The sequence below is a fragment of the Micromonospora sp. NBC_01796 genome (assembly GCF_035917455.1).
In the GTDB taxonomy this organism is placed as follows: domain Bacteria; phylum Actinomycetota; class Actinomycetes; order Mycobacteriales; family Micromonosporaceae; genus Micromonospora_G.
The window spans coordinates 5,180,698-5,199,652 of sequence record NZ_CP109078.1 but is presented as its reverse complement, the minus strand read 5'-3'; the positions used below and the strand labels follow the sequence as shown (position 1 = coordinate 5,199,652).

The window sequence follows — 18,955 nt, the reverse complement described above, 5'->3', positions numbered from 1 at the left end:
TCACTCGGGTATCCCGTCCCGCAGCCGGCGCAGCCGGGCGTCCAGCACCTCGGCCGGGCCTTCGACCAGGAAGAGCTTGTCCCGGCTGGCCGCGCCGGAGCGCAGCAGCACCGCGGCCGGGCGGACCTGGAGGGCCCGCGCCAGCGCCAGCCGGGCGGCCTCGGTGGCCCGGCCGTCGACGGCCGGCGGGTTCACCGCGATGACCAGGGCCGAGCCGTACGGGCCCGCGAAGGCCCCGCCGACCCGGATCCGCGAGGAACCGGGCTTGACCCGTACCGCGACGGTCACGGGATCCGTGCTGGCCGATACGGCCTCACCGGTGGGCACTGTGCCGGCACTCAGCCGCGGCGGGTGTCGGCGAGCAGCCTGGTGTTCGGCTCACAGACGGCGCACGGCGTGAAGCCGAGTTCGACCGCCTCGCCGACGGGTAGTGGTTCGGTCTCCCGATCCCGCAGGTGCGGGCAGTCGGCGAGGTGGTAACGCGGCCGGCCGTCGACCACCAGGACGTCGTCGGCCATCCGGGCGAGCCGGGCCGCGTCGGCGGGGGCGACGTACTGCTCCGCCGGCTCGTCCGGGAACGGGTCCTCGTCGGACGCCCCGGCCTCGGTGCGGCCCGTGGCCCATGGCCCGGCGCCCTCGGCCGGTTGCCGCCGGCCGGGGTCGTCGGTGCTCATCGGGTCGGGCCCACCCTGGTGACGCTGGCCGCCCTGATGGGGGACCAGCACCTCGACCGGTGCGTCGAGCCCGGTCACCGGGTCGTCGAGGTCGAACCGGTCGGACCGCCGCCACTCGTTGCCGCGAGCGCCGGCCGCGGCCCGGCGAGGGTGCGGCTCACCGACACCCTCGCCACCGGCCACCGGGAGGGACTCCTCCTCGGGGTCGCCGCCCCCGTTGCGGATGGCGGCCGCCTGGCGGGCGCCCACCACCAGTGCGACGGCAGCCAACAGGCTCGCCGCGATGGAGGCGATCAGCAGCACGCTCGAACCGTTGGCCAGCCCGAGCACGAGCAGCGCGACCGCGACGAGGATGAGCAGGAGACTTCCGACTATCACGGCTCACCCCTCGCCGCATCGTTTCCAACTGTTGTTGTCGTGTGGTGCGGGCCGACCCGTACGAGCTTGGTCAGCGCCCGGCTTCGAGCGCGCCGGAGCGGCTGCCGCCGTAGGAGTTGGCCAGTCCGGCCGCGGCCAGGCTCGCGGATCCGCCGCCGGACCGATTGCCGTCGGTCCGGGTCATCTCCGCTTCGAGACCCTGTCCACGTCCGTCGAGGTCCCGCAGTTGGCTCTCCAGGTACGCCTTGAGCCGGGTGCGGTACTCACGCTCGAACTGCTTGAGCTCCTCGATGTGCTTCTGCAACGCGGTGCGCTTGGCGTCCAGGCCGCCCATGGCCTCCTGGTGGCGCTGGCGCGCGTCCCGCTCGAGGGCGTCGGCCTTGGCCCGCGCCTCGCGGGTGACCTCCTCGGCCTTGGAACGCGCGTCGGAGAGCAGCTTGTCGGCCTCGCGGCGGGCGTCCGACACGTGGTCGTCGGCCGTACGCTGCGCCATCATCAGCACCCGCAGTGCCTGCTGCTCGCCGTCGCCGCCCGCGACCGGGCCACTCTGCGAACGCACCTGCTCCAGCTCGGCCTGCATCGCCCGGGCGGCCTGCTCGGCCGCCGCCTTGTCGCGCTGCACCCGGTCGAGCTGGGCCTTGACATCGTTCAGCTCGGCGGCCAGTCGGGGATCGGCACCCGGGCCGGCTGGAGCGCCGCCACGACCGCCGCGCTCCACCTGGGCGCGAAGCTCATTGTTCTCTTCGATCAGACGGGCGAGCTCTCGCTCGACCTCGTCCAAGAAGGCGTCGACCTCCTCCTCGTCGTACCCCCGCTTGCCGATCGGCGGCTTCTTGAAGGCGACGTTGTGTACGTCAGCCGGGGTCAGCGGCATCGAAACTCCTCGGGTCAGTTGCGGCCGCGTAGCGCGCTGGTCACCAGGCTGTTCACCCGTGGATCAACGGCCTTAACACGAACTCCATCAGCACGAACAGGATAACCAGGAGCACAAGGGAGGCCAGGTCGATGCTCACGGTACCAATTCGCAACGGTGGGATCACACGCCTCAACGCCTTGAGGGGCGGATCAGTGACGCTCCACACCGTTTCGAGTCCTGCCGACGCTCCGCGACCCGGTTGCCACCGGCGGCCGTACTGCAGCACGGCCCCCAGGACAAATCGGGCCAAAAGAACCAGCAAAAAGATGTAGAGGATCAGGTACAGGACTTGGAACAGGATCGAAGACACGGCAGGCGAGATCCCTCGGTCGGGCTAACTCAGGCTGAAAAACCCACCCTCAGCGATCTTGGCCTTGTCCTCCGCGGTGACCTGGACATTAGCCGGTGAGAGTAGGAACACCCGGTTGGTCACGCGCTCGATCGTACCGCGCAGCCCGAAGGCCAACCCGGCGGCGAAATCGACCAATCGGCGGGCATCGGCCTCATCCATCTCGGTGAGGTTGATGATCACAGGGACACCATCTCGGAAGTGTTCGCCGATGGTGCGGGCCTCGCGGTATGTGGTGGGGTGCAGCGTCGTGATCTGGTACCGCTGGTCCTCCTCCGGCGCCACCCGCTCGCGCATCTGCACCTGCGGTGCGAGCGCCAGGTCGTCACGGGTGTGGTACGTCAGCGCGGAGGACGGCTCGGTGGAGTTGGGTCGGGTGATGGAGCGGACACTGGCCCGCTCGGTCCGTTCCGGACGGTCGGCCCGCTCCGACCGGTCACTGTCGGACCGGTCCGGATCACCGGACCGGGTGCCCGCACGCTCCGACAGCCGACCACCACGGTCCGTGGACCGGGAGCGCGGCACCGCCGGCGGCTCGTCCGGCTCGTCGTCCTCGTCGGAGAACTCCTCGGCGTACCGGCTCTGCCGGTAACGCGAGTCGCCGCGGTAACCGGCCTTGTTGTCGTAGCCGTCGTCGTAGGCCCGCTCGTCGTCCTCTTCGACCAGCCCGAGCCAGACCCCCGCCTTGCGCAGTGCACCCATCGCCGCGCCCCTCCGTCCGCCGTGCGACACGCCCCCCGTGCCCATGCCACTGTCACGCGCGTGAACACTGCAGTGCCCACCGGTCCGAGACCGCTCGCCGACGCCCGGTGTCCCGGTCGTCCCCCCAACCCCCCGATGGCGGTGAGTACGCCTCAAACAACACTGTTGTAGTTTGGTGTCCGTTGCCAGGCTACCGCAGCGTGGAACGCATTCCGAGCAACGCGCTACCGACGCGCACATGTGTCGCGCCGTACGTGATCGCCGTCTCCAGGTCGCCGCTCATGCCGGCCGAGAGCACCCCCGCGTCCGGGTGGTCGACCCGGAAACCGGCCGCCACCTCGGCAAGGCGCGCGAACGCCCGCTCCGGCTCCCAGCCCAGCGGCGCCACGGCCATCAGTCCGGCCAGCCGCAGTCCGTCGTGCCGGGCGATCTCGGCCGCCACCGGGGCCAGGCCCCGGTCGGTGTCGACACTGTCCGGCAGTGCCCCGCCCCGGTCGGCGTCCCCGTCGAGGCTGACCTGCACCAACGCGTCCAGGGGACGGTCCCGGTGCCGGTCCGCGGCAGCGGCCAACGCGCCCGCCAGACGGACGCTGTCCACCGAATGGACAAGGTCGGCGTACGTGACCACCGAACGGGCCTTGTTGCGCTGCAGCTGGCCGACGAAGTGCCAGCGAACGTCCACTCCGGCGGCTGCCACCTCGGCCGCCTTCGGCGCCGCCTCCTGGTCCCGGTTCTCGCCCATCTCCCGGACACCGAGCCCGGCCAGCAACACTGCGTCACTGGCCGGGTACGTCTTGGTCACGGCGACCATGGTGACCGCATCCCGCGTACGGCCGGCCGCCTCCGCCGCGTCGGCGATCCTGGCCCTGGTCCGGGCGAGGCTGGCCGCGAGTTGCGCGCGGCGGTCGAGCTGCGCCGCGCTGGCTGGTGCGTTCATCGGGCCGGCTCAGGAACCGTTCTTGAGGAAGTCCGGCACGTCGACGTCGTCGAAGAGCACCCGACGGGTCGACTGGGTCGGCGCGGGCGGGGTGCTCTGGGTGGTCGACGCCGAACCGTGGGCGACGGCGGGCTGAGCCTGCGGCTGCGACTGGCTCACCTTGCGCGGCGGCTCGGCCGCCTTGTACGAGGGCGTACCGCCGTCGAACCCGGCCGCGATCACGGTGACCCGGACCTCGTCGCCGAGCGCGTCGTCGATGACCGCACCGAAGATGATGTTGGCATCCGGGTGGGCCGCGTCCGTGACGAGCTGGGCCGCGTCGTTGATCTCGAACAGACCGAGGTCCGACCCGCCGGCGATGGAGAGCAGTACGCCCCGCGCGCCGTCCATGCTCTGCTCGAGCAGCGGGCTGGAGATGGCCGCCTCGGCCGCTTCCACGGCCCGGTTGTCACCACGCGCACTGCCGATGCCCATGAGCGCACTGCCGGCGCCGCTCATCACGCTCTTGACGTCGGCGAAGTCGAGGTTGATCAGACCGGGGGTGGTGATCAGGTCGGTGATGCCCTGCACACCGGAGAGCAGCACCTGGTCGGCCTGACGGAAGGCGTCCATCATGCTGATCCCGCGGTCACCCAGGGCGAGCAGCCGGTCGTTCGGGATCACGATCAGGGTGTCGCACTGGTTGCGGAGTTCTTCTATTCCCGCCTCGGCCTGCACCTGCCGGCGCTTGCCCTCGAACGAGAACGGGCGGGTCACCACGCCGATGGTCAGGGCGCCGAGCTTGCGGGCGATGTTCGCCACCACCGGCGCGCCGCCGGTGCCCGTACCGCCGCCCTCACCGCAGGTCACGAAGACCATGTCGGCGCCCTTGAGCACCTCTTCGATCTCGTCGCGGTGGTCCTCGGCGGCGTTCTTGCCGACGTCCGGGTTGGCGCCCGCGCCGAGCCCCCGGGTCAGCTCCCGGCCGACGTCGAGCTTGACGTCGGCGTCACTCATCAGCAGGGCCTGGGCGTCGGTGTTGATCGCGATGAACTCGACGCCCTTGAGCCCAACCTCGATCATCCGGTTGACGGCGTTGACGCCGCCGCCACCGATGCCGACGACCTTGATGACCGCCAGGTAGTTGTGCGGAGGTGTCATCGGGGTCCTTTCCCTTCGAGATTGGCGGCGCCGGCCCGTCACGCGGCCCGGCTGGACCATGGTCGACATCCACCCCCGGTACGAGCGGGCGAAGGGAAACCCTCACCCTCTACTAGAGAGTTATAGTTATGTCAACCACTGATCCTCTCCGGGCAACGTAAGCGCCCGTGCGTCGTCAACCAAGGACCTGCGCGGCGTGTCGCCACGCCCGTCCACAATCGGTCAACCGCGCTCACGAACCCGGTGGCCCAACGGAACCGGCGGCCCGCACCCCGGACCGGGGCGCAGCCATCGGGTTCAGCGAATGGTCACCACGTCCGGCGAGCTGACGTCGATGGTGTCGCTGTCCCGGCCCAGCAGCGCGGTGGCCACCGTCGCCTTGGCGTCGCTGCGGGTCGAGTCGCCCCAGACCACGGTCCGGTCGCCACGGAGTTTCACCACGATCCGCGCCGGACCCTCCACCGCCACCTCGACGAGCTGCTCGCGCAACTGCGGGGTCAGCGCGGCCAGCACCTGCAACGCCGACCGGGTGGCGGCGTCGTCGCGCCCCGGTGAGGCGACCCGGGCCAGCGGCAACCCGGCCGGCCGCTGCGGCAGCGTCCGGAACACCACACCCGCACCGTCCACCACCGCGAACTGGCGACCCTGGGGCACCACCGCCACGGCGGTCCGCTCGACCACCTCGACCAGCAGGGTGCCCGGCCACTGCCGGGACACGGTCACCCGCTCGACCGGCGGCAGGTCACCGACCCGGTCCCGGACCTCGGCCAGGTCCACCCGGGCCAACGGCAGCCCGGCCGGCACCCCGGCCGCACCGCGTACCTGCTCGGGGGTGGTCAGGGCGGTGCCGGTCACCCGCAACTCGCCGACCCCGAACAGCGAGGTGCCGTAGACGACCCAGGTGACCAGGGCGGCGAGCACCAGCACCGCGCCGACGCTGGCCCAGGGCAGCGCGGCACGCAACCGGCGCTGCCGGGCCCGGCGCATGAAACGCCGGGCCGACGGCGGTACGGCGTCACTACCCGCCCGGACCAGTCGCCACCGCCGCTCGGCGCCGCCCCGGCCGGTCGCACCGGGCCCGGCGGACGCGCCCGAACCCGGTGCGGCGGGACGGCCTCGGGGAGGCGTACCCGGCGTCACGCGCCGGTTGGAGTCGATCCGGCCGGGCCGGGGGCCGCGACCGTGTCCCGGACGGCCTCGGCCGGCTCACCGGCGAGCGCGGCGAGCAGCTCGTCGCCCATCAGCGAGATCGGCGGCGCGCCCATGGTCACCACCACGTCGCCCCGCCCCGCCCGCCGGACCACCTCGGCCGGCACGTCCGCCCAGGACTCGAGGAAGATCTTCCGCTCCGCCGGCAGCGGTACGGCCGCGGTCAGCGCCGCCGCGCCCTCCCCCGGCTGGCGTACCTCGCCGGGACCGAAGACCTCCAGCATCACCACCTCGTCGGCGATGCCGAGCGCGGCGGCGAGCTGGTCCTGCAGGTCGCGGGTGCGGTAGACCCGGTACGGCTGGAAGACCACGATCAGGCGCCCGTCACCGGCCACCTCCCGCAGGGTCTGCAGCGCGGCGGTCATCGAGGTCGGGTGGTAGGCGTACTCGTCGTAGACCAGCACCCCGTCGACCACGCCCTTGCGCTCGAACCGCCGACGTACGCCGGGGAAGGTGCCGAGGGCGGTCACCGCCGCCGACACCGGCAGGCCCAGCTTCAGCGCGGTCAGCACCGCGGCGGCGCTGTTCAGGGCGAGGTGCCGGCCGGGGATCGGCAGCTGGATCTCGCCCAGCGACTCGCCGTCCAGGGTGGCCAGGTAACGCGCACCGGCGGCCGAGGAGGCCACCTCGGACAGTCGCAGGTCGGCGTCGGCGGCCAGCCCGTACGTGTAGACCGTCCGACCCTCCGCGCGCAGCGCCTCGGCCAGCCGGTGGGTGCCCGGGTCGTCGGCGCAGGTGACCACGAACCCGTCCCGGTCGGTCAGCCGGGCGAACTCGGCGAACCCGGCCTCCAGCCCGGCGTAGTCGCCGTACGTGTTGAGGTGGTCCTCGTCGATGTTCGTGATGATCGACACGTACGGCCGGTAGAGCAGGAACGAGCGGTCGCTCTCGTCGGCCTCGGCGACGAAGTACTGCCCGCTGCCGTGGTGGCCGTTCGACCCGGCCTCGGAGATCTCGCCACCGATCACGAACGACGGATCCTCGCCGGCCTGCTGGAGGATCAGCGTGAGCATCGAGGTGGTGGTGGTCTTGCCGTGGGTCCCGGCGACCGCGATCGTCCGGTGCCCGGTCATCGCCGCGGCCAGCGCCTCCGACCGGTGCAGCACCCGCAGCCCGCGCCGGCGCGCCTCGACCATCTCCAGGTGGTCCTGCGGGATGGCGGTGGAGTAGACCACCGTGTCCACCCCGTCGAGGTTGGCCGCCTCGTGACTCATGTGGATCGTGCCGCCGAGGGCCCGCAGGGAGGCCAGCGCCGGCCACTCCCGCAACTCGCTGCCGGAGACCGGAATGCCCCGGGTGAGCAGCAGGCGGGCCACCCCGCTCATCCCGATCCCACCGATCCCGATCAGGTGTACGGTGCCGAGGTCCTCGGCGGCGACCGTACCGGCCGGACTGGACTGCGCGGTGTTCATAGGGCCAACCTTCTCCTTCGCGGTCTGCCCGGTCACCGGGTCACCGCCTCGTAGACGAAGTCCAGCAACGCCTCGTCGCCGTCGCGCCGGCCGTAGCTCGCGACCGCGGTGCTCATCGCGGCCAGCCGGCGCGGGTCGCGGGCCAGCGGCAGCACGTTCTGCTCGACCCAGCCCGGGGTGAGTTCGGCGTCGTCGACGAGCAGCCCGCCGCCCGCTTCGACCACCGGCAGCGCGTTGCGCTTCTGCTCCTGGTTGCTGTGCGGGTACGGCACGTAGATCGCCGGTAGCCCGATCGCGGCGACCTCGGCGACCGTCATCGCACCGCCCCGGCAGAGCATCAGGTCGGCGGCGGCGTACCCGAGTTCCATCTCGGACAGGTAAGGCAGCGTCACGTACGGGACCGGCAGGTCACTGGGGACGGAGATGCCCTCGTTGCGGGCACCGATCACGTGCAGCACCTGCACCCCGGCGCGGGCCAGTTCCTTGGCCGCCCCGGACACCGCCAGGTTGATCGAGCGGGCGCCCTGGGAACCACCGGAGACGAAGAGGGTCGGCAGGTCGGGCCGGAGCCCGAAGTGGGCCCGTGCGGCGGCCCGGTGGGCCACCCGGTCCAGCCCGGTGATGCCCCGGCGCAGCGGTACCCCGACCACCCGGGCGTCGCGCAGCGACTCGGCCTGCTGCGGCTGGTGCGGGAAGCCCACCGCGATGTGCTTGGTGAACTTCATCCCGAGCCGGTTGGCCACGCCCGGCGGCACGTTCACCTCGTGGATCACGATCGGCAGCTCCCGACGCCAGGCGGCCAGGTACGCCGGCACGGAGACGTACCCGCCGAAGCCGACCACCACGTCCGCGCGGACCTCGTCGAGCACCTTGCCGGCGGCCCGGGAGGCCTTGAGCATCCGGTCCGGGGTACGCAGCAGGTTCAGGTTCATCGACCGGGGAAGCTGGTACGCCGGGATCTGACGCAGGTCGTACCCGTGCGGGGGGATCAGCTCGTTCTCCAGGCCGCGCGGCGTACCGACGCAGGTGATCCGTACACCGGGGTCGTGACGACGCAGGCAGTCGGCAAAGGCCAGCAGCGGGTAGATATGCCCCCCGGTGCCACCTCCGGCAAGCACAACCGACCGCAGCGGACCCATCAGCGTCTCCTCTCGTTCGCCGAGCCGGCACGCTCCCGTGCCGCCCGACCACCCGGCGCCCGACCACCGTCCGGCCGAGCCTGCCCGTCGCGCCGCTTACCCGATCGGGACTCGGCATCACGGGCGGCGGCACCGGGACTCGATCCCGTGCGCCGGCCCGTGGAAAGCGGCGGCAACGGGGCCCAGACTAGTCGTACCCATCGGGCCGGCGGGCGGGCGTTCAGCGCTCGGGCGGCGTCCGGTTCGGCGCGGGCGAACGAGGCGAGCATCCCGATCGCGGCGAGGGTCACCACCAGGGCACTTCCGCCGTCGGAGATGAACGGGAGCGGAAGGCCGGTGATCGGCAGCATCCCGGTGACCCCGCCGACGTTGATGATCGCCTGGGTGACCAGCCAGGTGGTCGCGGCGGCGGCGGCGAGCCGCCGGAACGGGTCGTCGACCCGCCGGGCGATCCGCAGTCCGCTGTACGTCAGCACGGCGAACAGGGCGAGCACCACCGCGCACCCGACCACGCCCAGTTCCTCGGCGACGACCGCGAAGATGAAGTCGTTGTGCGCCATCGGCAGCCAGTTCCACTTGCCGGTCCCCCGGCCCAGCCCGACCCCGAACCAGCCGCCGTGGTCGATCGCGAGCAGCGCCTCCCGGGCCTGGTAACAGGCGTCCTCGGCGCAGTTCTCCGGCGGGTTCAGGAACGAGGTGAGCCGCAGCAGGCGGTAGTTGTCGGCACCGTCGGTGCCCGAACCGCCACCGCCGGAGGCGGCGGCGACCAGCAGGCCGACCCCGGCCAGCCCGAGCATCGACAGGACGGCGAAGACCCGCATCCGTACCCCGGCAGCCCAGAGCAGGCCGACCACCACGGCGAGCAGGCAGAGCATGGTGCCGAGGTCGTTGTACCCGACCAGCAGGAAGAGCAGGCCGACGACCGGGAACAGTGGCAGCGCCAGTTCGCGCCAGTAGCCCAGCGCGGCGCCCTTGCGGGCGATCAGGTCGGCGCCCCAGAGCACCAGGGCGAACTTCGCCAGTTCCGAGGGCTGCACCTGGACCGGGCCCAGATGCAGCCAGTTCAGGCTGGCCATCAACGGGCCGAGCTTGCCTTCCTTGTCGTCGGGATCCCCGTACGGAAACAGCAGCAGCAGTCCGTTGAGCACCAGCAGCAGGCCCACCGCCAGGGCGAGGACCGGCCGGCCCAGGGCACGGAAGGTCCGCGCCGGCAGGCGTTGGCAGGCCCAGAAGGCGACCAGCCCGATCACCGCGAAGACGGTCTGCTTGGCCAGCGCGCCGAAGGCGTTGCCGCCCTCGGCGTACTCGGTGACGCTGGTGGCGGAGAAGACCATGGTCAGCCCGATCACCAGCAGCAGGCCGGCGCTGGACAGCAGCAGGTAGTAGGAGGCCAGCGGGCGGTCCAGCAGCCCGCGCAGGGCGGCCAGGCCGCCGGCCAGGTCGAGGTCCGCCTGGCCGGGACCGGGCGGTCGCTTCGGGCCCGGTCCAGGCGATCCTGTCGTACGTCCGCCGGCGGCCGGCTGCCGCGGCTGCTCGCCCGTCATCTCGCCGGCCCCCGGGTCCCACCCAGCGCAGTCATCGGCCCATCATCGACGCATCCCGTACCGGGTCACCGCAGGCGGACGGTCGGCGTGTCGGATCCGGGTCGGCTATCGGACGGAGCCGACCCCCGGAGTACGGGTGGGACCGCCCGATCGAACGGAGGGTCCCACCCGTACCCGGGCCGGGCGGCAGCCCGGTGACGATCAGGTGACGGCGGCGAGGAAATCGCTGTAGAACAGGCCCAGGGCGATCGCGACCCCGATCCCGGCGATGATCCAGAACCTGACCACGATATTGACCTCGCTCCACCCCGCCAGTTCGAAGTGGTGTTGCAGCGGGGACATCCGGAACACGCGTTTGCCCGTGGTCCGGAACGAGATGATCTGGATCACCACCGACATCGTGATGATCACGAAGAGGCCACCGATGATCGGCAGGAGCAGCACCGTACGGGTGGACATCGCCATGCCACCGATCAACCCGCCCAGGCCGAGCGCGCCGGTGTCACCCATGAAGATCCGCGCCGGGGAGGTGTTCCACCACAGGAAGCCGACACAGGCCCCGGCCGCGGCCCCGGCTATCAGTGCGATCTCCAGCGGGTCGCGTACCTCGTAGCAGTAGGTCGAGGGGCGGATGTTGTAGTCGGGGTCGGCGCACCAGTGCCGGTACTGCCAGAACGCGATCAACGCGTACGCGGCGAGCACCATCACCGAGGCGCCGGTGGCCAGGCCGTCGAGCCCGTCGGTCAGGTTCACCCCGTTGGTCGAGGCCATCACCACGAAGATGAAGATGATCACCGAGGCGATCTTGCCGACCTCGAGCGCGTTGATGTCCCGGATGAACGACAGCGTCGTGGAGCCCACGGTCTGCCCGTTGGTGCTGGGGAAGTAGAGCGCGATCACCCCGAACACCGCGCCGACCAGGATCTGCCCCAGCAGCTTGCCGCGCTTGTTCAGCCCGGCGCTGTTGCGCTTGCGGACCTTCAGGAAGTCGTCGATGAAACCGACCGCACCGGCGAAGACCATCAGGCCCAGCAGCACCAGCGCGGTGATGGTCGGTTGCACCTGGGCGATCTGCTGGCTCGGCAGCGTGGTCAGGGCCAGGTGACCGGCGACGTACGCGATCACCGTGGCGATGATGAACACCACCCCGCCCATGGTCGGGGTGCCCTTCTTGCCCTGGTGCATGATCGGGCCCTCGGCCCGGATCGGCTGGCCCGCCTTGAGCCGGGTGAACAGCTTGATCGCCAGCGGCGTACCGAAGAGCGACACCAGGAAGGACACGCCGATGGCGACGATGACCGCCCTCACGCGTCAACCCCTTCGGTCCCGTTCCCGGTCCCCGTCGTGGCGTCGGCGCGCAGCGCGTCGACCACCTCCCAGGTGCGGTAGCGCGAGCCCTTCACGAGGACCACGTCGCCCGGGCGTAGTTGGGCCCGTACCGCGGCCACCGCCTCCGCCTGATCGGTCACCAGCACCGACACTCCTCCCCAAGTACCTACCGCCGACGCCCCGTGGTGGATCGGCGCCGCCGAGTCACCAACCACGAAGAGCCGGTCGACACCCAGATCGGCCGCGAGCCGGCCGACCTCATCATGTCCCTGCTGCTCGAACTCGCCGAGCTCGGCCATGTAGCCGAGCACCGCGACGGTCCTGCGGTCCCGCCCGAACTCGGCCAGCGCACGCAGCGCGGCCGACATCGAGGCGGGATTCGCGTTGTACGAGTCGTCGATGACCGTCACGCCGTCGGGGCGGTCGAAGACGTCCATCCGGCGGGTCGACACCAGCCTCAGCTCACCGAGCGCGGTGGCCAGGTCGGCCAGTGGCAGCCCGACCTCGAGTGCCACGGCAGCCGCCGCGAGCGCGTTGCCGACCTGGTGGCGGCCGGACAGCCCGAGCCGCACCGGGACGCTTCCGTCCGGCGTGACCAGGAGGAACGACGCTCGGCCCCGGTCGTCCAGGGTCACCCCGGTGGCGCGTACCTCGGCGTCGGCGGCCTCCCCGACCAGCACCACCCGGGCGGTGGTCCGCGACGCCATCGCCCGTACGCGTGGGTCGTCTGCGTTGAGCACCGCGACCCCGCCGTCGGCCGCGGCCGGCAACGCCTCGACCAGCTCGCCCTTTGCCTGCGCGATCGCCTCGACCGAGCCGAACTCGCCGACGTGGGCGACCCCGACGTTGAGCACCACGGCGATCCGGGGCGGCACCACCCGGGTCAGGTAACGCACGTGACCGGGGCCCCGGGCGCCCTTCTCCAGCACCAGGAAACGGGTCTGCTCGTCGGCCTGCAACGCGGTGTACGGATGCCCCAGCTCGTTGTTGAACGAGCCGGGCGGGGCCACGGTCGGGCCGAGCCGGGAGACGAGCTGCGCCACCAGGTCCTTGGTGCTGGTCTTGCCGGACGAGCCGGTCAGCCCGATCACGGTCAGCTCGGGCAGCCGGTCCACCACCGCGCGGGCCAGCGGCCCCATCGCGGTGAGCGCGTCGGCGACCAGCACCATCGGCACCCCGTCGACCTCGCGGGTGCCGAGCACCGCGACCGCACCCGCCTGCACGGCGGCGGCGGCGTAGTCGTGGCCGTCGACGTGTTCGCCGGGGAACGCGACGAACAGCGAGCCGGGTCGGACCTTGCGGGAGTCGAACTCGACCGGACCGGTGACCCGGGCCGTGGGGTCGGCACCGACCAGCCGCCCGTCGACCGCGGCGGCCACCTCGGCCAGCGTGAGGGCGATCATCGCTGCTCCACCAGGTGCCCGAACCGGGCGGTCAGCGCCGCCGCCAGCTCGACCTTGTCGTCGAACGGGTACACCTGCCCGGCGACCTCCTGCCCGCGCTCGTGTCCCTTGCCCAGCACCGCGACCACGTCGCCGGGCTCGGCCAGACGTACCGCCTCGTCGATGGCGGCCCGTCGGCCGGCCAGTTCCAGGATCCGGGCGCCGTCGCCGACGGCCCGCGCGCCGAGGACGACCTCGGCCCGGATCGCGGCCGGATCCTCGGTACGCGGGTTGTCGTCGGTGACGATGACCAGGTCGGCACCGCGCGCGGCGGCGGCACCCATCACCGGCCGTTTCTGCCGGTCCCGATCACCACCGGCGCCGATCAGGCAGATCACCCGGCCACCTCCCGCGGTCAGTTCACGCAGGGCGGCCAGTACGGCGACCACCGCGTCCGGTTTGTGGGCGTAGTCGACCACGCCGCGGACCGGGCCGGGCGCCTCGACCAACTCCAGCCGGCCCGGCACCCCCGCACACGCGGCCACTCCGGCCGTCGCGGTCGCCGGGTCCACGTCGGCGGCGACCAGCAGGGCGATCGCGAGCAGCGCGTTGGCCACGTTGTGCCGACCGGGCAGCGCCACCGTCGTGTCCAGCGCCAGCCCGTCCGGGCCGAGGACGGTGAACCGCTGGGCGTAACCCGAGCCGCTGATCCCGGTGGCCCGCCAGGTGGCGTCCGGGTCACCGGCGGCCGAGTAGCTGACCGTGGCCGGCTTGAACAGCGGGCGCAGCGCCCTGTCGTCGAGGTTGAGCACCTCGACGTCGCACCGGCCGTCGAACAGCCGGGCCTTGGCCGCGAAGTAGTCGTCCGCGTCGGTGTGGAAGTCGAGGTGGTCCTGGCCGAAGTTGGTGTAACCACCGGCGGTGAACCGGACCCCGCCGACCCGCCCCATGGCCAGCGCGTGGCTGGAAACCTCCATCACCACCGCGGTCACCCCCTGCTCCCGGGCGGCGGCGAACATGGCGTGCAGGTCGGTGGCCTCCGGGGTGGTACGGATGCTGTCCACCCGCAGGTCGCCGAGCCGGGTCTCCACCGTGCCGATCAGGCCGGTGACGTGGCCCGCGGCCCGCAGCCCCGACTCGACCAGGTACGCGGTGGAGGTCTTCCCTGCGGTACCGGTGATGCCGATCATGATCAGCCCGGCGGTGGGCTCCCCGTAGACCTCGGCGGCCACGGTGCCGAGCACCGCGCGGGGGTCCGGTACGACCAGCACCGGGAGTCCGGCGGCGATCGCGGCCGGGGTTCCCTCCGGATCGGTCAGTACGGCCACCGCGCCGGCCGCGACCGCCGCCGACACGAACTCCGCGCCGTGACGGCGTGATCCGGGCAGCGCCGCGTAGAGGTCACCGGGTCGGACCTCGCCACTGGCGTGGGTCACCCCGGTCACCGCCAGGGCGGGGTCGTCAGGCGGTTGGACCCCGAGCCGGTCGGCGAGTTCGCGGAGCCGGATCGGAATCACCGTGCGTGGACGTGGATTGCCGGGCACGGCGTCAGACCCTACCGGGTCGAGGGACCCGCACCACACAGCCGCCCCGGTGGTTTGCCCGCACCCACCGATGATGTCCCGTATTGGCCGGTCAGCGGGGATAGACAACAAACTTCGGCGGCTTCGTCACCGTTTGGGGCACCCGGTAGTGGGTCAGCGTGAAGTTCATGATCTTCTTGAACACCGGGGCGGAGACGTCACCGCCGCCACCACCCGGGGTGTACGCGAAGACCGCGACGACGTACCGGGGCTGGTCCGCCGGGGCCATGCCGATGAACGAGGCGACCTCGCCGGGGGCGTACGAGCCGTTGAGCACCCGCAAGCCGGTGCCGGTCTTGCCTGCCACCCGGTAACCGGGGACCGCGCCCTTGACTCCGGTGGCGTCCGGCACGGTCACCACCGCCTCCAGCATCTCCCGCAACGCGGCCGCGTTCTCCGGGCTGATCACCTGCCGGGTCTGCGGTGCGGGGGCCGGCTTGCGGGTGCCGTCGGGCGCGATGGTCTCCTTGACCAGGTGCGGCTGGATCCAGGTGCCGTTGTTGGCGATCGCGGCGTACGCGGCGGCCATCTGCAACGGCGTGGCGTCGACGCTGTGCCCGATCGGGATCGACCCGTACGAGCTGGCGCTCCACTGGTCCGGCGGGAGCACCCGGCCGGTGGCCTCGCCCGGCACCCCCTCGCCGGTCGCCTCGCCCAGCCCGAACCTGCGCTGGTAGTCGTAGAGCTTCTGCGGGCCCAACCGGTCCGCGATCTTGATCGTGCCGACGTTGGACGAGTAGGCCAGGATGCCGGGCAGGCTCATCTGGGCCTGGTTGACGCCGGCCGGCAGCAGGTGGGTGTCGTTGAAGGGCTTGCCGCCCTTCCTGATGGTGTTGTTGACCGTGATGGTGTCACCGGGCTTGATCACGCCCTCCTGCAGCGCCGCCGCGAAGGTGATCGCCTTGTGTACCGAGCCGGGGTCGACGACGAAGCTGGTCGCCGCGTCCTCCCGGTCGGTCGGCTCGCTGTTCTTCCAGTCGGCCGCGCTGTAGGTGGGGTGGCTGGCCTGACAGAGGACCGCACCGGTCTTGACCTCGATCACCACGGCGGCGGCGACGGTGGCCTTCTCCTCCCGGGCGGACGTGCTGAGCATCCGCTGGCACTCGTACTGGAGGTCGCGGTCGATGGTCAGCCCCAGCGAGCTGCCCGGCTTCGGCTCGGTTGTCTTGTCGTAGCCGCCGGGGATGGGACTGTTCAGGTCGCCCCCACCGGCTTCGAAGACCCGCTTGCCGGGGACCCCGCGCAGCAGTTCGTCGTACCGGGCCTCGATCCCCTCCAGCCCGGTCATGTCCTCGCCGATGAAGCCGATCAGGTTGGCCGCCAGGTCCCCGCCGGGCACCTCCCGCCGCTCGTCCTGGCCGGTGTTGATGCCCTCCAGGTTGAGGTCCATGATCTTCTTGGCGGTGCCGATCTCGACCCCCCGGGCCAGGTACTGGAACTGGGAGACACCGCCCCCCGGGGTCTTCTTCTTGGCCAGGTCCGCCATCAGGGTGGAGCGCGGGATGCCGAGCAGCGGCGACAGCTTGTCGGCGGTGCCGGCCGGGTCCGTCACCATGCTCGGGTCGGCGTAGACGAAGCGGGCCTCGACGCTGTGTGCCAGCACCGCGCCGGAGCGGTCGTAGATCGCGCCCCGGGGGGCGGCGAGGATCACCGGCCGGAGCCGCCCGGAGACGCCGTCCTCGGCGTACGCGGGGGTCTGCGCGACCTGCAGGACGACGAGCCGGATGCCGATGGTGGCGAAGAGCGCGAGCGCGAGCAGGGTGCCCAGCCGGAGCCGGCGGCGCGAGTCGGCCAGCCGGGGCGGTTGGGGCGGCGGCTTGCGCGGGGCTCGACGCGGGGCGGCGCCGGGGCGGCCGGGACTGCCGGCCGCGCCGGTGGTGGTGCGGCGCCGGGGCGCGGGGACCGGCTTGGCGACGTCGGCGGCGCGGGCGGCACGTGGCGGCACCGGCCGCCCGGTGCCGGCACCGCGCCCGGCGGTGGGCTCGGGGGCATCGCGCCGGGTCCGTCCGCCACCGGTCCGGCCGCCGTCGAGCACCTGCAACGCGGGTCGGAACGGGTCCGCCGAGCGGGTGGACCTGGGCGTACGGCGAAGCTCGGGCGCGTCCCGCAGGGTACGACCCCGAGGGGTGTACGCCCGCGCGCCGGAAATCCCGCCGAGGCCCTGCTCGCCCTCGGGGGCGGCGCCCCGGGCGGCACCCCGTCCGGTGGCGTCCCGGTTGGTGCCGCGTCCGGTGGCGTCCCGGTTGGCACCGCGTGCTCCGGTGTCGCGCTCCGAGCCGGCCTGGGACGAACCGCGCCGGGACGCTGACCCGTCCCGGCGCGGTTCATCGGAGCGTGGCGACACGCTAACCCCCCGCGTTCTGCTGACTGGTGATGGCCGGCTGCCCACCGGCCGGCTGCGGTACGCCGATCACCCGTCCGTCGGGCAGCCGGATGAAGGCCGGCGGACCGGACTCCACCAGGCCCAGCTTGCGGGCCTGGGCGACCAGGTTGCCCGGCGTCTGCGCGTCGGCGATCTCCTTGTCGAGCTGCTGCTGCTGGAGGTCGAGCGTGGCCTGCTGCTTCTGCAGCTTGTCCAACCGGATGGCGTTCTCGTTGATCTTGGTGTTGACCACCAGGACCCCGAGCACTCCGCCGACGACAACCGCCAGGATCAGCCCGACGAAGGGCGCCCGCGGCACGCTCACCGGCATCGGCGGAGCGACCCGCAGCCGCGGCGCCTCCGCCCGACCCGTACCGGCGGGGTGTGCCTCGCGGGCCCGGGCAGCCGCGCCACCGGCCCGGTCCGTGCCGGCCGGATGCGCTACCCGAGCACGCTCGCGCGCCCGCTCGGCGTGGTCCCGGGTCGGCGCCAGCTCCGGCGAACGGAGCGCGGCACTGCCCTGGGTCGGAAAACTGCCCTGCGTCGGGAACTCGCGCGCCCCCCGGGCACGAGTCTGCTGACCCGGCACCGACCGGGCCGCCCGGGTGGTCCGCTCCGTCGTCGCCCGCTCCGCCACGGTCCGGCCCCCCGACCGTGGTGTGCGCTGCTCCGCGCCGGTCTGGTCCCGGTGGTCGCGCTTGTTGACGTTCATGATCCCTCCCCCTCTACTGCCGTCCCGCCTTCGTCCCCTGGCCCCGATGGCCCCTTCTCCCGGTCCACGTTGGACCGTCCCGGCGCCACGGCACCGGGGGCGTGCAATGCCTTCACCCGTCGACGGGGCCGTTCGCGGTCGGCCCGCCTGTTCTCCGCCGGCCCGGTCGCCCGGTCCGGATCGATCCGTTCCGCTGCCCGCAGTCGCACCGAGGCGGCTCGCGGATTGGCCGCGACCTCCGCCTCGGTCGGCAACTCCGCGCTGCGGTTGAGCAGGCGCAGCGTCGGACCGGTGCCGGGCAGTTCGACCGGCAGGTCGACCGGACCGGTGCTCCGGGCCCGGCCGGCGAACGCCTGCTTGGTGATCCGGTCCTCCAGCGAGTGGTACGACAGCACCACCAGCCGACCGCCCACCGCGAGCGCGTCCAACGCGGCCGGCAGCGCTGTCTCCAGCGCGGCCAGCTCCCGGTTTACCTCGATCCGCAACGCTTGAAACGATCTTTTTGCCGGGTGCCCACCGGTACGGCGGGCAGCCGCCGGAATCGAGTCCCGAACCAGCTCGGCGAGGAACGCCGAGGAGGTGATCCGGGACCGTTCCCGTTCCCGGATGATCGCCGAGGCGATCCGACCGGCGAACCGTTCCTCGCCGTAGAGCCGGAGCACCCGGGCGAGTTCACCGTGCGAGTAGCTGTTGACGATCTCCTCCGCGGTCACCCCGCGGGTCTGGTCCATCCGCATGTCCAGCGGCGCGTCCTGGGCGTAGGCGAACCCGCGGTCGGGCGCGTCGAGTTGCAGCGACGACACCCCGAGGTCGAACAGCACGCCGTCGACCGTGGGATAACCGAGCCGGTCGAGCACGTCCGGCAGCTCGTCGTAGACCGCGTGCACCAGGTGGATCCGGTCGGCGTACCGGGCCAGCCGGGCCCGGGCGTGTGCCAGGGCCTCGGGGTCACGGTCGAGCCCGATCAGGATCGTCCGCGGGTACGCGGCCAGCACCGCCTCGGCGTGGCCGGCGAGGCCGAGCGTCGCGTCGACGTGGATCGTACGGTCGCCCCGGTCCAGCGCGGGGGCGAGCAGCTCGAGACACCGCTCAAGCAACACTGGCACGTGCGTGCCGCGCAGCTCCCCCATGTCGACCCCCACTGACCGGCTTCCTTCTCTGTTCACGCCTGTATGCTGTCAACCGCT

The 18,955-nt window shown here is 72.3% G+C and carries 17 protein-coding genes; all 17 read right to left on the bottom strand.

Annotated features, from left to right (window positions below; genetic code table 11):
• The 17 genes from OIE47_RS24025 to rsmH all read right to left on the bottom strand — a co-directional run bounded on the left by OIE47_RS24025 (position 1) and on the right by rsmH (position 18,898).
• The gene (locus OIE47_RS24025) at positions 1–327 is read right to left on the bottom strand and encodes a DUF167 domain-containing protein (protein WP_326556777.1); all 327 of its coding nucleotides are present in this window, start codon (positions 325–327) and stop codon (positions 1–3) included.
• An 11-nt stretch (positions 328–338) separates the two neighbouring features.
• Positions 339–1,052, bottom strand: coding sequence for a hypothetical protein (locus tag OIE47_RS24020; RefSeq protein ID WP_326556776.1), 714 nt, complete (start codon positions 1,050–1,052; stop codon positions 339–341).
• A 70-nt stretch (positions 1,053–1,122) separates the two neighbouring features.
• Positions 1,123–1,926, bottom strand: a complete 804-nt coding sequence (locus OIE47_RS24015) for a DivIVA domain-containing protein (RefSeq protein WP_326556775.1) — start codon at positions 1,924–1,926, stop codon at positions 1,123–1,125.
• 52 nt (positions 1,927–1,978) lie between these two features.
• Positions 1,979–2,278: a YggT family protein gene (locus OIE47_RS24010; RefSeq protein ID WP_326556774.1), complete on the bottom strand. Its 300-nt coding sequence runs from the start codon at positions 2,276–2,278 to the stop codon at positions 1,979–1,981.
• A gap of 24 nt (positions 2,279–2,302) precedes the next feature.
• Positions 2,303–3,019, bottom strand: coding sequence for a cell division protein SepF (locus OIE47_RS24005; protein ID WP_326556773.1), 717 nt, complete (start codon positions 3,017–3,019; stop codon positions 2,303–2,305).
• A 190-nt stretch (positions 3,020–3,209) separates the two neighbouring features.
• Positions 3,210–3,956 carry a YggS family pyridoxal phosphate-dependent enzyme gene (locus OIE47_RS24000; RefSeq protein WP_326556772.1) on the bottom strand — a complete coding sequence of 249 codons (747 nt, stop codon included), beginning with the start codon at positions 3,954–3,956 and terminating at the stop codon, positions 3,210–3,212.
• Between the two features lie 9 nt (positions 3,957–3,965).
• Positions 3,966–5,096: a cell division protein FtsZ gene (ftsZ, locus tag OIE47_RS23995; protein ID WP_326556771.1), complete on the bottom strand. Its 1,131-nt coding sequence runs from the start codon at positions 5,094–5,096 to the stop codon at positions 3,966–3,968.
• Positions 5,097–5,393: 297 nt separating this feature from the next.
• Positions 5,394–6,131, bottom strand: a complete 738-nt coding sequence (locus tag OIE47_RS23990; protein WP_326563223.1) for a cell division protein FtsQ/DivIB — start codon at positions 6,129–6,131, stop codon at positions 5,394–5,396.
• A gap of 101 nt (positions 6,132–6,232) precedes the next feature.
• Entirely contained in the window at positions 6,233–7,717 is a 1,485-nt protein-coding gene (gene murC / locus OIE47_RS23985; protein ID WP_442791985.1) for a UDP-N-acetylmuramate--L-alanine ligase, read from the bottom strand.
• 32 nt (positions 7,718–7,749) lie between these two features.
• Entirely contained in the window at positions 7,750–8,856 is a 1,107-nt protein-coding gene (murG, locus tag OIE47_RS23980) for an undecaprenyldiphospho-muramoylpentapeptide beta-N-acetylglucosaminyltransferase (protein WP_326556770.1), read from the bottom strand.
• On the bottom strand, positions 8,856–10,400 hold the full coding sequence (locus OIE47_RS23975; protein ID WP_442791984.1) for an FtsW/RodA/SpoVE family cell cycle protein: 1,545 nt from the start codon (positions 10,398–10,400) through the stop codon (positions 8,856–8,858). The genes murG and OIE47_RS23975 overlap by 1 nt, the downstream gene beginning before the upstream one ends.
• A gap of 201 nt (positions 10,401–10,601) precedes the next feature.
• Positions 10,602–11,708 (bottom strand): phospho-N-acetylmuramoyl-pentapeptide-transferase, encoded by a 1,107-nt coding sequence (gene mraY / locus OIE47_RS23970; RefSeq protein WP_326556769.1) that lies wholly within the window; start codon positions 11,706–11,708, stop codon positions 10,602–10,604.
• Positions 11,705–13,132, bottom strand: coding sequence for a UDP-N-acetylmuramoyl-tripeptide--D-alanyl-D-alanine ligase (locus OIE47_RS23965; RefSeq protein WP_326556768.1), 1,428 nt, complete (start codon positions 13,130–13,132; stop codon positions 11,705–11,707). Before OIE47_RS23965 ends, mraY begins: the two co-directional genes overlap by 4 nt.
• Complete coding sequence (locus OIE47_RS23960) at positions 13,129–14,655, bottom strand: UDP-N-acetylmuramoyl-L-alanyl-D-glutamate--2,6-diaminopimelate ligase (RefSeq protein ID WP_326556767.1); 1,527 nt, start codon at positions 14,653–14,655, stop codon at positions 13,129–13,131. The genes OIE47_RS23965 and OIE47_RS23960 overlap by 4 nt, the downstream gene beginning before the upstream one ends.
• Positions 14,656–14,746: 91 nt before the next feature.
• Positions 14,747–17,038, bottom strand: a complete 2,292-nt coding sequence (locus OIE47_RS23955; protein ID WP_326556766.1) for a peptidoglycan D,D-transpeptidase FtsI family protein — start codon at positions 17,036–17,038, stop codon at positions 14,747–14,749.
• A 1-nt stretch (position 17,039) separates the two neighbouring features.
• On the bottom strand, positions 17,040–17,768 hold the full coding sequence (locus OIE47_RS23950) for a hypothetical protein (protein WP_326556765.1): 729 nt from the start codon (positions 17,766–17,768) through the stop codon (positions 17,040–17,042).
• Complete coding sequence (gene rsmH, locus OIE47_RS23945; RefSeq protein WP_326563221.1) at positions 17,765–18,898, bottom strand: 16S rRNA (cytosine(1402)-N(4))-methyltransferase RsmH; 1,134 nt, start codon at positions 18,896–18,898, stop codon at positions 17,765–17,767. Before rsmH ends, OIE47_RS23950 begins: the two co-directional genes overlap by 4 nt.
• Positions 18,899–18,955: the final 57 nt, after the last annotated feature.